Source organism: Acidovorax sp. FW305-C-20-28, from assembly GCF_058783375.1.
Genome location: NZ_JBYSYM010000006.1, coordinates 134854 through 149212 on the forward strand (window position 1 = coordinate 134854; position 14359 = coordinate 149212).

Below are 14359 nucleotides of genomic sequence, written 5' to 3' on the forward strand. Positions count from 1 at the left end.
ATGCCCCATAAAAAACCGCTGGTGGCTGTGGCACCCCGCTGCCTATCATGGCCCACCAGCGGTCACCGCCCCTCCCCCACACGCCATGGCATCCATCACCATCGACGGCATCGTCAAGCAGTTCAGCGGCCAGACCGTGCTGCAAAACCTCTCCCTGCACATCCCCGACGGCGCCTTCTACACCCTGCTGGGCCCCAGCGGCTGCGGCAAGACCACGCTGCTGCGCTGCATTGCCGGCTTCTACGAACCCGATGGTGGGCGCCTGCTGTTCGACAAGGACGACGTGACCCGCGTCTCCACCCACCACCGCGACATCGGCATGGTGTTCCAGGACTACGCGCTGTTCCCCGACAAGTCGGCCTTCGACAACGTGGCCTACGGCCTGCGCGCGCGCAAGGTGACCAAGCCCGAGATCGCGCGGCGCGTGGGCGAGGCGCTGGAGAAGGTGGGCCTGTCGGCCCTGGCCGAGCGCTACCCCGCGCAGATGAGCGGCGGCCAGCGCCAGCGAGTGGCCCTGGCCCGCGCCCTGGTGATACGCCCGCGCGTGCTGCTGATGGACGAGCCCCTGTCCAACCTGGACGCCAAAATGCGCCTGCAGATGCGCGATGTGATCCTGGACCTGGTGCGCGAGGCCGGCATCACCACCGTCTTCGTGACCCACGACCAGGAGGAAGCCCTGGCCATGTCCGACCGCATCGCCATCATGGACCGCGGCTCCATCGCGCAACTGGGCACGCCTGAGGAGCTCTACGGCACGCCCGTGAATGCCTATGTGGCCGACTTCATCGGCTCGGCCAACGTGATCCCCGTCGCGGCCCGGCGCATGGACGAGGGCAGCAGCGCCGCCGGCGCGCCCGCCCACGTGCGCTACCAGCTGGCGGGCCAGGAGCTCGACGGCGTGCAGGGCAGTCCGCAGCTTGCCGGCGACAGCGTGCTCATCGCCCGGCCCGAGGACCTGTCGCTCATGGCCCCGGCCCCGCATGTGCCCAATGCCCTGCACGGCCAGGTGCTGCGCCGCCAGTACCTGGGCTTCAAGACGGCCTACCGCATTGCGCTGCAGGGCGGCCCCGAGATCCGCGTCGAGCTGCATGCCGGCAACACCGTGGCCGACTTCCAGGCCGGCGATGCCGTGCAGGTGCTGGTGCCCGCCGACAGCCGCGTGGTGGGCGCGTGAGCGCCGCATCCCCCGAAAGCAAGCCATGAAAATCAACTGGTGGCCCTGGGGCGTGCTGACGCTGGTCAGCCTGGTCCTGCTCTGCTTCTTCGTGCTGTACCCGCTGGCGGTGCTGTTCGGCAACAGTGTGGTGGACGACGGCGGCGGCTATTCACTGGCCGCCTTCGCCACGCTGGCCCGCGACAGCCAGTACCTGCTGGCCTTCAGGAACACGCTGGTGCTGGGCTTTTCCGTCACCGCCTGCACCGTGCTGGTGGGCGTGCCCTTCGCCTACATGGTGGCGCGCTACGAGTTCCCGCTCAAGAACCTGGTGGCCGTGCTGCCCATCATGACCATCGTGATCCCCGAGATCATCGTCGGCCAGTCGTGGCTCTTGATCCTGGGCAACAACGGCCTGCTCACCAATTTCTTCGCCGACCTGGGGATCGAGCTGCCCTCGTTCTACGGCTGGACGGGCATGGTCTTCTCGATGACGCTGGTGTACTACACCTACATCTACCTGGGCGTGCTGGCGGCGCTGCGCGGCTTCGACGGCGCGCTCGAAGAAGCGGGCCTGAGCCTGGGCACCTCGCCCTTCGTGACCAAGATGCGCGTGCTGGTGCCGGTGATGCTGCCCGCCGTGCTGGTCAACGCACTGGTGGTGTTCACCCTGGTGGTGGGCAACTTCGCGCTGTCCATGCTGCTGGGCAGCCGCGTGCCGCTGCTGTCGGTGATGACCTACAACACCTTCGTGAGCGAGATGGGCGGCAGCCCCGCACTGCAGAGCGCCATGTCGGTGGTGTCCATCGCCATCGTGGCCATCGTGCTGTTCTTCCAGAAGCGCGTGGTGGAGCGCAAGATGTACACCATGACCCAGGGCCGCGCACCGGCGCCGGTGCGCGTGCGCTCGGGCGCGGCGCTGCTGTTCACCGTCACCGTGGGCCTGGTCATCCTGGCCTCCATGCTGCCGCTGGTGATCGTGTTCGTGGGCGCCTTCACCGAGACCAGCGGCCCGGTGATGCGCTGGGGCAGCTGGTCGCTGGGCAGCCTGCAGCGCGCGCTGCAGGGCGCACCCGAGCCCATCATCAACTCCATCAAGTTCTCGTCCATCGCCACGCTGGCAGGGGTGTCCTTCGCGCTGCTGGTGAGCTACCTCACCATCAAGAAGCGCAACACCTTCACCCAGGCGCTCGACTACATCGTGGTGCTGCCGCTCACCATCTCGGGCACGGTGCTCGGCATCGCGCTGGTGCAGACCTTCAACACCGGCTGGCTCATCCTGGCGGGCAGCTCGGGCATCATGGTGCTGGCCTACACGGTGCGCCGACTGCCCTTTGCGGTGCGCAATGCATCGTCCACGCTGTTCAACATTCCGGACTCGATCGAGGAGGCCTCCATCAGCCTCGGGGTGTCGCCCTTCATGACCTTCTTCAAGGTCATCCTGCCGGCCATGAAGGCCTCGCTGATCTCGGCCGCCATCCTGATGTGGGTGACCACCATCTCCGAGCTCTCGGCCTCGGTGGTGGTCTACACCGGCGGCCTGGAGACCATGCCCATCGCCATCTTCCGCCAGGTCGATGGCGGGCGGCTGGGACTGGCCTCGGCCTATGGGGCGGCGCTGGTCAGCGTGATCCTGCTGCCCATCGTGGTCGCCATCAAGGTCTTTCGCATCAACCTGTTTTCCAGCAAGTAAGCCCCATCCATCTTTTCACCACCGAGAGGCCTCCCATGAAGATCAAGACCCTGTTGCAATGCACGCTGGCCGCCATCGGCCTGGCCGCCAGCCTGGCCCAGGCGCAGACCGTGGTGCTGTACTCCTCCAACAACACCGAGACCATCGAGACCGCGCTCAACGTGGTCAAGCAAAAGGCCGGCTCGCTCAATGTGCAGCAGGTCACCGGCGGCACAGGCTCGCTCATGAAGCGCATCCAGGCCGAGGCCAAGAACCCGCGCGGCGATGTGCTGTGGAGCGGCGGCTTCGGCACCATGGGCGCCTACAAGGACCTGCTGGAGCCCTACAAGTCGCCCGACCTGGCCGCCATTCCGGCCGAATTCCGCGGCCCCGGCAACCTGTGGGTGGGCACCAACCTGCACGTGATGGTGCTCATGGTCAACGAACGCCAGCTCAAGGGCCTGGCCGCGCCCAAGACCTGGTCGGACCTGATGAAGCCCGAGTGGAAGGGCAAGTTCGCCATCACCGACCCGAGCAAGAGCGCCACCGCCTACATGCTGGTGTACGGCCTGCTCAAGCAGTTCGGCAAGGACGGGCTGGAGAAGATCGCGGCCAACGCCGTGGTCACCTCGTCCTCGGGCACCACCTACAAGGGCGTGGCCGCGGGCGAGTACCCCGTGGGCCTGACCATCGAGTACGCCGCACAGGAGTACGTGGCCGGCGGGCAGAAGGAGATCAAGCTGGTCTATCCCGCCGAAGGCAGCTACCTGGCGCCCGAGGGCATGTTCATCGTCAAGGGCGCCAAGAACATGGAAGCCGCCAAGACGCTGTACAACGGCCTCCTGAGCAAGGAGGTGCAGGAAGCCCTGCTGGTGAAGAACTTCCGCCGCCCCACGCGCACGGACATCGCGGTCTCCAAGCTCACCGCGCTGCCCGACCTCAAGGCGATCAAGATCTTCCCGCTGGACCAGGACAAGGCCTCGCAGGAATACGAACAGCTCGTGGCGCTGTGGAACCTCGCGGTCACCAAGGCGCGCTGAAGGCGCGTGCGAATGTAAGAAACATTCATGGGCGGCAAGCCCGGCCAGCGACTCGTGACCCCATGGCGAAGGTGACCGCCTCATAAAGCCTGATTGCTATCCAATCAATAGCAATCAAAGTCTTGAAGGCGCCAGACCGGCGGTCTGGCGAGGGCTCTCAGGGATAACGCCCGTACCGGGACCCGGCCGCGGGGTTAGCCTTGGCATCACGCCCGCACCAAGAATGCAGGCAGTGCGAAGACGCATGCTGCCTAGACCATGATCGCCCAGCCAGCGATGGCGCCACCCGCGCCATCGCTGCCTTGCGCAGGCCGTCGGCATGCGGCCTTCGCTGTTGACCGAACCCACCGGCATCCCATTGAAGGCACAGCATCCATGTCCGTCAGCGTTTTCGACCTCTTCAAGATCGGCATCGGCCCCTCCAGCTCGCACACCGTGGGCCCCATGATCGCGGCGCGCCAGTTCGCCTGCCACCTGCAGGCCACGGTGGGCCTGGCGGCCGTGCACGGCGTGGTGGTGGAGCTGTTCGGCTCACTCTCGGCCACCGGTGTGGGCCACGGCACCGACACCGCCGTGCTGCTGGGCCTGGCCGGGCACGAGCCCGATCGCATCGACCCCGACCAGATCGCGCCCACCATGGCGGGCATCCGCACCAGCCGCAGCCTGGCCCTGCTGGGGGTGCACAGCGTGCCCTTCGTGGAAAAAGAACACCTGCTGTTCCGCCGCAAGAGCCTGCCGCTGCACCCCAACGGCATGGCCTTCCATGCGCTGGACGCCCACGGCGCGAAGCTCGCCGAGCGCGAGTACTACTCGGTGGGTGGCGGCTTCGTGACCGATGCGGCGGGCGAGCGCGTGCTCAACGCCAGCGCCGGCGCCGCAGCCGACACCGCAGGCCACGGCCAGGGCCTGCCCCACCCCTTTCACACCGGCGCCGAACTGCTGGCCCAGTGCCAGGCCACCGGCCTGTCGGTCGCCGCCCTCATGGCCGCCAACGAGCAGCACTGGCACAGCGCGGCCGAGCTGCGCCGCCGGCTCCTGGCCATCTGGCAGACCATGGCGGGCGCCGTGCAGCGTGGCTGCGCGGCCACCGGCACCCTGCCCGGCCCCATGCACGTGCGGCGCCGCGCGGCCGAGCTGCACAAGAACCTCAAGGCCCAGCCCGAGGCCGCGCTGCGCGACCCGTTGTCCATGCTGGACTGGGTGAACCTCTACGCCATGGCCGTGAACGAGGAGAACGCCGCTGGCGGCCGCGTGGTGACCGCCCCCACCAACGGCGCGGCCGGCGTGATCCCCGCCGTGCTGCACTACTACGTGAACTTCCTGCCCGGCGCGAACGAGGACGGCATCGCCACCTTCCTGCTCACCGCGGGCGCCATCGGCATCATCTACAAGGAAAACGCCTCGCTCTCGGGCGCCGAGGTGGGCTGCCAGGGCGAGGTCGGCGTGGCCTGCTCCATGGCCGCCGGTGCCCTGGCCGCCGTGATGGGCGGCACGCCCGAGCAGGTGGAGAACGCCGCCGAGATCGGCATGGAGCACAACCTCGGGATGACCTGCGACCCCGTGGGCGGCCTGGTGCAGATCCCCTGCATCGAGCGCAACGCCATGGGCGCCATCAAGGCCATCAACGCCGCCCGCATGGCGCTGCGCGGCGATGGCCAGCACGTGGTCTCGCTCGACAAGGTGATCAAGACCATGATGCAGACCGGTGCCGACATGAAGATCAAGTACAAGGAAACCTCGCGCGGCGGGCTGGCGGTGAACGTCGTCGAGTGCTGAGGAGACCGCCCCTACTCCGGTAGGGTTCTCATGGACCGGACAGGCCCACAGAATCGGGTTTTTTGCCATGACCACACTGTTGTCTGCCATTTCACCGACTGCCCCCCTCACCCGACTCTCGCTGCTCGCCCTCGCCGCCGCACTGGCCGGCTGCGGTGGCAGCAGTGACGCCCCGCCCCCGCAGGACGTGGCCCTGCTAGTGGGCGACTGGCAGTCCCAGGGCTGCACGGTGATCGGCAGCCGCCTGAGTGAACGCGGCCTTTTGCGCGTGGTGCGCCAGGACGCCACGCTGTTTACCCAGTCCTATGGTGCAGTGAGCTATGCCAGCGGCGACTGCACAGGCAGCGGCACGGTGCGGCTCCTCCCGCCGGAGACGGCCACCTCACTCGTGGTACGGCGTACGGCCTCCACCGGTTCCTTTGCCGTCTTCTGGGGGCACTGGACGCAGGATTCGGCCGACAGCAAACCCTATGGCCGCTGGGCGCTCAAGGGAGATTTCATGTGCCCAGCGTTCTACGCTGTCGTGCTGGCCATCTTCCCCCCACCACCGTCGCCACCGCCGCACACCTCCTACGACCTGGAAATCGCCACACGCCAGACCGACGAGATGCTGCAGCGCAGGGCCTGTTACACGCGCGTGCCCGCCTAGACAGCCTGCCCCATCAACCCGCCGCGACCAGCCCGGCCAGCTTGGCCAACGACATGCGCCAGCCTGCCTCGTTGTCTTCGGGCGCCACTCCAGGCGGCAGGCCCTCGTGCAGCGCGACCAGCCGGGTACCGCCACCCGGCTCGTCCGAGAGCTCCACCGTGGAGGTCATGCGGCCCTGCATGGCGGGGTTGGCGGTCTCGAATTCCATCACTTCGACCACCCGCTCGTTCACGGCCAGTTCCTGGAAATGACCGTGGTAGGTGTCGGTGTGTGCCGAGGTCTTGCCGGCCAGGCCGGGCTCTTGGTAGATGAGCGAGATCCGAAAGCGCCCGCCCTCGCGCGCATCGAAGGCATGCACCACCATGGCCATGCCGTCGGGCACTTTCCATTGCGCAATGGCGTCGGCATCGACCAATGCGGCATAGACGCGCGGGCGCGGGGCGGGGATTTTCAGGGAGATACGGGTGGAACCCATGGGTCCAAGGGTAGCGGGGTACCCTGTCGGCGGCAAGCGGCCACCACCCCATGCTTCTGGCATGGGTACGGCCCAAGGCAGGGAAGCTAGACTCCCACGGGCCGCCACCCCGGTCGAACACCGCCCCCCACTGTCCAGGAAACCCCATGTCCAACAGCCAGTTCGCCTTTCTCCCACGCAGCTCCGTTCCCGACCGCGCGGCGCTGCAGGCTTCGCTGGACCGGCTCGGCTTCGACCTCACGCTGCACCCGGACTTCACCCGCTTCGACGACTCGGGGTTTCTGCCCTTCACGCTCCATGGCGTGGAAGGACCGGGCTTCGAGATCCACTACAGCCCGGCGCAGGACGTGGTGGGCGACGACGACGGCTTCGCCGCCATGGCCGATGGACGCGACTACTGCATCACCATGACCTGGGGTGGACGCATGAAGGACCTGGCCTGCGTGATGATGGTCAGCTGCGCACTGGCGCAGGACTTCGGCGCGGTGGTGTCGTATGAAGGCGAAGAGCCCCAGCCGCTGGAGGACATGCTGCACACGGTGCAGGTGGCGCTCAAGGAGGGGGCGAAAGAGAAATAGCCAGGCGGTCCGCCCATTGCAGTTGCAGGTGCGGACCCGCACCTGCTGCACTCACCCGAACGTCCGCTTGGGCACCTGCCGTGCCAGTTCCGCGAAATGGCCCACGCTGCCCCAGGCGGTGCGCGAGCCCACCACGTACAGCCGTGACTTGGCGCGCGAGGCCATGACGTTGAGGATATTGGGCACGCCGCCCGCCCACTGGCGGGCATTCTTTTCGCCCGCCATGGGGGCGCCCAGCACAGCGATCACGGCTTCGGCTTCCTTGCCCTGGAAGGTATGGATGGTGCCCACGCGCTCGTCGAGCCACTTGCGCGCATCGACCCCGAAGAGCTCGAACAGCTGGGGTTCGGCGCGCAGCAGCAGGCGCATCTCCTGCGCCACCACGCGGAAGGGGCAGATCACGTAGATGTCGGGGTTCTGCACGCCCGCGCGGGCCAGCTTGCGCAGCATGCGCATGACCACCTGGCCTTCTTCGGCGCTCCACTTGGGGGCGCTGGCGGTGGAACTGGTGTCGGGGTCGAACCAGGCCGAGGGGCCCAGGATGTCGGCGACATCGCCCACGCTGTCGGGCCCCATGGCCGGCACCATGCGGTTGTCATAGGCAATGGCATTGGAGACGCCGAACATGGGCTCCTGGAAGCGGCGGCGCACCAGCAGCGGCAGGCCCACGGTGCGCGTGCCCTCGGGCGTGCGGAAACAGGCCTGGATGGTGCTGGCGCTGTCGGCCAGGGTCTGCACGGAGGCCTGCGGTGCACACCAGAGGCTGCGGTCCACGCGCTGCTGCAGCGAGATCTGGTTGACCAGGTTCTCGGGAATGGTGACCACGGGAGGAATCTGCAGCGTGTCGCCCACGATGACCGCGCGCCGCGCCCGCAGGATCGCGCCCACGGCCGCCTGGGGCGTGGCCTGCCCGGCCTCGTCGACCAGCAGCCAGCCGAACGATGCCGCGGGCAGATCCCCCAGCATGCGGTGGACGGAGGCAAAGGTGGTGGACACCACGGGTACCACCAGGAACAGGCTGGACCACAGGTCCGGCAGCAGCTGGCGCCGCGCCGCATCCGGGAAGGTGCCCGACTGCAGGGCCGCCATGAGCACCCCCAAGTTGTGCTCCATCTTGTGCGCGGCCACGGTGACGAAGGCCTTGTGCACGTCGAGCGCGGCGACGAACAGTTTTTCACGCTGCTGGTGGATCTGGTCGTCGAGCCAGGGCACGGCCAGGTTCCAGGCCTCGTGGCCACGCTCGAAGAAGGATTCGTCGACGAAGCGGTCGCCGATGCGGGCATAGGCCTCCCGGAGCTGGGCGCCCAGGCTCTCGACCTCCCGCTGCGCGGTCTCGAGCTGGGCGTTGGTGAGCCCCAGGTCCTCGGCAAAGCTCTTTTGTCGCTGCGCGGCGGCTTCCAGCTCGGACTGGGCCTGCGCTTCGGCGCGCACGGCCTCGCGGTGCACGCCCTCGCGCGCGGAGGCCTCCGACATCCAGCGCCGGAACGCCTCCGAGACGAACACCCGCGCCGAGACACCGGGGCGGGCCGCCTGCAGGGCCTGCAGCTCGCGCTCGGCCGCCAGGACAGCAGCGCGGGCCTTGCTCGATCCCTCGATGGCCAGGGCATAGGCCGCCGCCGCCGTGCTCAGGGACCGGGCGACGGTCTTGTGCCGGGTGTACAGCTGGTTGACCTCATCGCGCAGCCGGGTCAGGCGGGGCGCCAGGGTGCGCGCCTCTTCCAGCCGGGCCAGGATGCCTTCGACCGAGTGCTTGAGGTCGATGAAGGACTTGCGGGTGCGCTTCCATTGCTGCATTGCAGCATCGCCGCTCAGCGGCCGTTCGGCAGCGACGATGCGGGGGGCCACCATGCGCGGCGGCTGGCCTTCGGCGGCGGGCTCCGGCCGCGACACGTCCAGCCCGCGCGCCGCCTTGAGGTAAGTGGAAAAACCGAAATCCTCGTGCAGCCAGAAGCGCTGGCGAAAATCCCGGCGGTTGCGGCTGTTGCCCAGGGCCGCAGCCATCAGCCCCCAGGGATGGTCGGCAGGGTCGGCAGGGAAGTTGCGCTCCTCGCCATACAGCAGGGCCCGCGCGGTGGCGGCAAAGTAGCGCGGGCCGGGCTCGATGCTGCGGCCGGAAGGCAGCTCGCGGCTGACGTTTTCCACCGCCTTGTTGTTGCTCGACGCGACCAGCACCTCGAAGCCCTTGATCCGGGGATCCAGCCCGTGCAGGTGGAGAAATTCGCCATCGCCCAGCTGGAACTTCTGGCCCGTGGGGATGAAGGCCTTGTTCGGATCGTCGAACTCCGCCAGCCGGGCCGCGCGGCTCTCCACGCAGTGGGCCACCAGGTCGCGCAGCAAGGTCATCTTGCCGGTGCCGGGCGGTCCATTCACCGCCAGAATGCCCTGCCTGTCGCCAGCGAACTCCGCACGCGCCGCGTTCACGGCCGCCTGCTGCAGCGTCACCACCGGGTGGCTGCCCCGGCTGGGCCAGCGTGCGGGCGGAAAGCGCGCGGGGGCGATCAGCTCGGCAATGCCGGCCGTGTCCTTGAGCAGATCGCCCACGGCCGCGGGTTTCAGCACGGACAGGTAGCGCAGCAGGGCTTCGGGCGCGGCCCCGCCATCCACCATGGCGCGCGCCTTGGCCAGGTCGTCGAGGTAGAAGGAGTTGATGGGCGGCGAGTCCGGCGCGCCCTCCAGCTTGGGGTGGCGGTACAGCCGCGCCACGAAGCTGGGCGGCAGCACATGGTCGGGGCGCAGGCCCAGGGTGGCGCACAACCAGCCATGGCTGTCGTTGATGGTCCTCAGGTCGAGCGGCAGGGGCCGGCCCTCGCCGTCCACGCGGGCCAGGCGCCGCTGCAGCTGCTCGCGCAGCAGCTTCTCGGCCTCGGGCCAGCGCGCCAGCGCGCCGGCCTTGCCGCGCAACACCGCCGGCACGCCCCACGCGAAGCTGGAGATGGACACCGTATCGGGCCCCGCGAGCTGGCCGTCCTGGTCCACGATGGCCATGGCGATCGGCGCCCGGTGCCGCTGGTAGGTGCGCGTCTCCTCGTCCTTGCCGAACGAGGACAGCAGGTCGGTCATGCACATTTCCATGCTGACCTCGCCCAGCACCACCAGGTAGAACAGCCGGAAGGGCGGCTTGTAGGACTGCTCACCGCGCTGCCACGGCAGAGGTTCGCCATCGACCCGGGCGATGGAGGCACGGTCGCCACCGACCAGGGTTGCCGGATCGGTGTAGGCCAGCGGGGCCAGCACCTCGAGCGACAACCAGGCGGACAGGATGGCGTGGGCCGAGTCCGGCGCGGCATGCAGGCTCGCGGAGGAAGCCGACTCCAGCGCGGCCAGGGCGTCCCGGGCCTCGCCATCACCCGCCTGTGCCTGGGCCTGCACCGCGGCCGGCACGGGCACCGACACCTGCCCGGCGGGTGCCGCAGGCGCCGGCTGGCCCGCACGTGCGCCCGCCGGCCGGGGCGCCACGGCGGGGAGCGAGAGGGAAAACGGAGCGCGGTCCACGGAAGCAGGCAGCCCGTTCAGCGCAGGCGGCGGGTGTGGACCGGCATGGGCCGGCGGGCGATGTTCCTGATCTGCGGCAATGGCATGGGCGACCTCCCTCGTACCCTGTGTGGCTTCGTGCGGCATGGACAGATCGGCGGTGCCCTCCCCGGCGTCAGGGCGGTTGGCTGGGAGGGAGGGCATGGCTATCCAAAAATGCGCGCAGCCAAGCATGTTACATGCGACTGGGCGCCGCTCCCAGCCCCCCTGCCGAAGCAGGGGCCTGCACCTGGTGCCGCCACACCACAAAAAAGCCTGGCACGCAGCGCCGCGCAGACCGGCGGCAGGCACCGCATGGTCCATGCCCAACGCCAATTCTTGGTGCTACCGCCGGGCCGGGTGCCTGCTTACAGTCCACCCCATGGACCTTCACACACCCCCTCCCCCGAGCCGCCTGGCACCGCCTGAGGCCGGCGAAGCATCTCCCGGCCCGGCGCTGCGCCATGCCGACAGCGACGCCGACCTCCTGGCCTGCTGGCCCGTAGTGCAGCAGTTGCGCCCCCGGCTGCCGAATGCCGAGGACTTCATCGCGCGCGTGCACCGCATGCGCGCCGACCACTACCGCATCCTGGCCGCATGGCAGGACCGCCACACCGCCGTGGCGCTGGGCGGCTACCGCCTGGCAGAGAACCTGATCTATGGGCGCTATCTGTACGTGGATGACCTGGTCACGCTGGACACGGCGCGCGGCGCGCGCTGGGGCCAGGCGCTGATGGACGCCATGGCGCGCATTGGCGAGCAGGAGGGCTGCACCTGCCTGGTGCTGGACACCGGCCTGTCCAATGCACTGGCCCAGCGCTTTTACTTCCGCCAGGGGCTGCTGACACAGGCCATGCGCTTTGGACGTCCGCTGGGAAAGGCGGCCGCATGACCGCGCGGAACATCCTGCACATCACCTGCAGCGCGCGCGCCGAGGCTTCGCAGAGCACCCGCTTCTCCTACCGCATCGTGGAGCGCCTGCAGCCGGCCGAAGTCACCCTGCGCGACCTGGCCTGGGCCCCTCTGCCGCATGTAGACGGTCCATACGCCCACGCACTGGCGGGCAGGCCGGCCGACACCCGCAACGCGGGTTCCCTGGACAGCCTGGCCCGGTCGGAACAGTTGATTGCCGAGCTGGACGCGGCCACCGCCATCGTGATCGGCCTGCCCATGCACAACTACACCATCCCCTCGTGCCTGAAGGCCTGGGTGGACCATGTGCTGCGCATCCACCACACCTTCGTCCCCTCGCCCGAGGGCAAGCGCGGCCTGCTGCGCGACCGGCCGGTGTACATCGCCGTGGCCTCGGGCGGCTTCTACACCGGCGCACGCGCCAACCAGCCCGACTTCGTCACGCCCTACCTGCAGGCGGCGCTCAACACCATGGGCCTGCGCACGCTGCACTTCTTTCCCCTGCAGGGCCTGGTCTTCGGCCCCGAGCGCGTGGCCCAGGCCTGGAGCGAAGCCACGGCGGTGCTGGATGCCGTGCTGGCGCCCCAAGGCGCCAATGCATTGGCTGCCTGAGCAGCCCCATTTTTTGTCCCTTTTCTTCCAGAAATTTCCATGACCCAACGCCTTGACCATTCCAAGATCGCCCCCAACGCCGCCAAGGGCTTCTATGCCGCCAGCGCCTATGTGTCCCAGTGCGGCCTTCCCACCGTGTTGATCGACCTGGTCTACCTGCGCGTGTCCCAGATCAATGGCTGCGCGTACTGCATTGACATGCACTCGCGCGATCTGCTCAAGCACGGTGTCAGCGTGGACAAGCTCGTGCTGGTGCCTGCCTGGCGCGAGGCCGGTGCCCTGTTCGACGCCCGCGAGAGCGCTGCGCTGGCCTGGGCCGAGGTGCTGGCGCGCGTGGACCAGACGGGAGCCCCCGACGAAGACTTTGCCGCGGTCTCCCGCGTCTTCAGCGAGCGCGAAGTGGTGGACCTGACCATGGCCATCTGTTTGATGAGCGCCTTCAACCGCCTGGGCGTGGGAATGCGCCTGGTACCGCAGGCGGCGGCTGCAGCGGCCGCCTGAGCGATCAGGGCTGGCTGCCCCCAACCAAGCCCAACAGCTGCCGGCAGTGCGCGGCGGCCTCGCCCTCGGGCACATTGGCCACGCCCAGCACCAGGCCGGCGTGGTGGGGCTGCGGGTCGGCATACCAGGGCGACAGCGGCACCGGTGCCAGACCCTGCTGGCGGGCCTGCAGGGTCAGCGCCACATCGTCCATGCCCGGGGGCAGGCGCAGCAGCACCGCGAGCCCTGCCGCACGGCAGGTCGCCCCCTCGGCCCGCAGGCTGCAGAGAATGGCATCGCGCCGCCCGGCATAGAGCTGCTTCATGCGGCGCAGGTGGCGCAACAGGTGGCCGCCCTGCAGAAACTGCGCCACCGCGTGCTGCAGCAGCGGCCCCGGCGCCGAACCGAACAGCGCCGCCGCTTCATCGAAGCGCGCCACCTGGGCGGCCGGCACAACGAGAAATCCGAGGCGCAGCGACGGGTTGATGGTCTTGCTGAAAGTGCCGACATGCAGCACACGCCCTGCCGGGTCCCGCGCGGCCAGCGCCGACAGGGCCCGGCCGGGCGGCAGCTGCAGCTCGCCCAGGTAATCGTCTTCCAGCACCCAGGCGCCGGCCTGCGCCGCCCAGCCCAGCAAGGCCTGCCGGCGCTCCACCGACAGCGCAGCCCCGAGCGGCGCCTGCTGCCCCGGGGTAACCACCGCCAGCGCCGCCTGGGGCGCAACGGCCATTCCGGCCGCCACATCCAGGCCCTGCGCATCCACCGGCACCGGCACGCAGGCCAGGCCCAGGGCCGCCAGCGTGCGGCGCGTGAGCGGGTAGCCGGGGTCTTCGCTCCAGGCCTGGCCGCTCAGGCCCAGGGCCTGCACCGCCAGGGCAATGGCTGCCGTGTGCCCGCTGGTGATGTACACCTGCGCCGCGCTGCAGGCCATGCCGCGTGCCACCGCCAGGTAGGCAGCAATGGCCGCGCGCAACAGCGCCTCGCCGCGCGGGTCGGGGTAGCGCAGCGGGGCATGGGCCGATTCCCGGGCAGCGCGGGCCACGGTGCGCTCCCACACCTTGGCCGGAAAGGCGTCCTGCGCGGGCACCCCCATCTGGAACACGCCGCTCACGCTGCGCGGGTAGTTGGCCACCGGGTCGCGCAGCACGGCGGTCGCAGAGGCCACCGCCCCAGGCGGCGGTGCAGACACCCCGTGGCGCCCCACGAAGGTGCCCGCCGCGCCCAGGGCCACGATGAGCTGCGCATCGATCAATGCCTCGTAGGCCGCACGCACCGTGCCGCGCGCCACGCCCAGCTGCGAGGCCAGGTCGCGCCAGGACGGCAGGCGCGCGCCCGGCGCCAGCCGCCCCTGGGCAATGGCGGCATGCAGCGCCTTGCGGATCTGCTCGGTGACGGGCTCGCGCGCGCTGCGGTCCAGCGCCAGGTGCAGGGCAGGTGCGGGTGGGGCAGAAACGGTGTGGGGCATGGTCATGGAGCGGGAGCGCGCACGCCGGGCAAGGGCA

Annotated in this window: 12 protein-coding genes; 9 read left to right on the forward strand and 3 right to left on the reverse strand. The window is 69.2% G+C overall.

Annotated features, from left to right (window positions below; translation table 11 throughout):
* The first annotated feature begins 85 nt into the window (after positions 1 to 85).
* From AC3WOH_RS09605 to AC3WOH_RS09625, 5 genes are all read left to right on the forward strand, one after another.
* Positions 86 to 1174, forward strand: coding sequence for an ABC transporter ATP-binding protein (locus AC3WOH_RS09605; protein ID WP_492229132.1), 1089 nt, complete (start codon positions 86 to 88; stop codon positions 1172 to 1174).
* A 25-nt stretch (positions 1175 to 1199) separates the two neighbouring features.
* Complete coding sequence (locus AC3WOH_RS09610) at positions 1200 to 2846, forward strand: ABC transporter permease (protein WP_492229133.1); 1647 nt, start codon at positions 1200 to 1202, stop codon at positions 2844 to 2846.
* 35 nt (positions 2847 to 2881) lie between these two features.
* A complete protein-coding gene (locus AC3WOH_RS09615) occupies positions 2882 to 3865 on the forward strand; it encodes an ABC transporter substrate-binding protein (protein ID WP_184861452.1) in 984 nt (327 codons plus the stop codon).
* 375 nt (positions 3866 to 4240) lie between these two features.
* The gene (locus AC3WOH_RS09620; protein ID WP_492229134.1) at positions 4241 to 5641 is read left to right on the forward strand and encodes an L-serine ammonia-lyase; all 1401 of its coding nucleotides are present in this window, start codon (positions 4241 to 4243) and stop codon (positions 5639 to 5641) included.
* Positions 5642 to 5708: 67 nt separating this feature from the next.
* Complete coding sequence (locus AC3WOH_RS09625; RefSeq protein WP_492229135.1) at positions 5709 to 6290, forward strand: hypothetical protein; 582 nt, start codon at positions 5709 to 5711, stop codon at positions 6288 to 6290.
* Between the two features lie 13 nt (positions 6291 to 6303).
* On the opposite strand, the gene AC3WOH_RS09630 is transcribed toward AC3WOH_RS09625, so the two are convergent.
* Positions 6304 to 6765, reverse strand: coding sequence for an SRPBCC domain-containing protein (locus tag AC3WOH_RS09630; protein ID WP_492229136.1), 462 nt, complete (start codon positions 6763 to 6765; stop codon positions 6304 to 6306).
* A gap of 146 nt (positions 6766 to 6911) precedes the next feature.
* On the opposite strand from AC3WOH_RS09630, the gene AC3WOH_RS09635 reads away from it, so the two are divergent.
* Entirely contained in the window at positions 6912 to 7343 is a 432-nt protein-coding gene (locus AC3WOH_RS09635; protein ID WP_492229137.1) for a hypothetical protein, read from the forward strand.
* 51 nt (positions 7344 to 7394) lie between these two features.
* Here AC3WOH_RS09635 and AC3WOH_RS09640 read toward each other — a convergent pair whose 3' ends face one another.
* Positions 7395 to 10835 carry a DEAD/DEAH box helicase gene (locus AC3WOH_RS09640; protein WP_492229138.1) on the reverse strand — a complete coding sequence of 1147 codons (3441 nt, stop codon included), beginning with the start codon at positions 10833 to 10835 and terminating at the stop codon, positions 7395 to 7397.
* A 400-nt stretch (positions 10836 to 11235) separates the two neighbouring features.
* On the opposite strand from AC3WOH_RS09640, the gene AC3WOH_RS09645 reads away from it, so the two are divergent.
* Genes AC3WOH_RS09645 through AC3WOH_RS09655 form a run of 3 tightly spaced genes read left to right on the forward strand, consistent with a single transcriptional unit; the run spans position 11236 to position 12878 of the window.
* Complete coding sequence (locus tag AC3WOH_RS09645) at positions 11236 to 11745, forward strand: GNAT family N-acetyltransferase (protein WP_492229139.1); 510 nt, start codon at positions 11236 to 11238, stop codon at positions 11743 to 11745.
* On the forward strand, positions 11742 to 12377 hold the full coding sequence (locus AC3WOH_RS09650; protein WP_492229140.1) for an FMN-dependent NADH-azoreductase: 636 nt from the start codon (positions 11742 to 11744) through the stop codon (positions 12375 to 12377). Before AC3WOH_RS09645 ends, AC3WOH_RS09650 begins: the two co-directional genes overlap by 4 nt.
* Positions 12378 to 12416: 39 nt before the next feature.
* A complete protein-coding gene (locus tag AC3WOH_RS09655; protein WP_492229141.1) occupies positions 12417 to 12878 on the forward strand; it encodes a carboxymuconolactone decarboxylase family protein in 462 nt (153 codons plus the stop codon).
* A gap of 4 nt (positions 12879 to 12882) precedes the next feature.
* On the opposite strand, the gene pdxR is transcribed toward AC3WOH_RS09655, so the two are convergent.
* The gene (gene pdxR / locus AC3WOH_RS09660; protein ID WP_492229142.1) at positions 12883 to 14322 is read right to left on the reverse strand and encodes a MocR-like pyridoxine biosynthesis transcription factor PdxR; all 1440 of its coding nucleotides are present in this window, start codon (positions 14320 to 14322) and stop codon (positions 12883 to 12885) included.
* Positions 14323 to 14359: the final 37 nt, after the last annotated feature.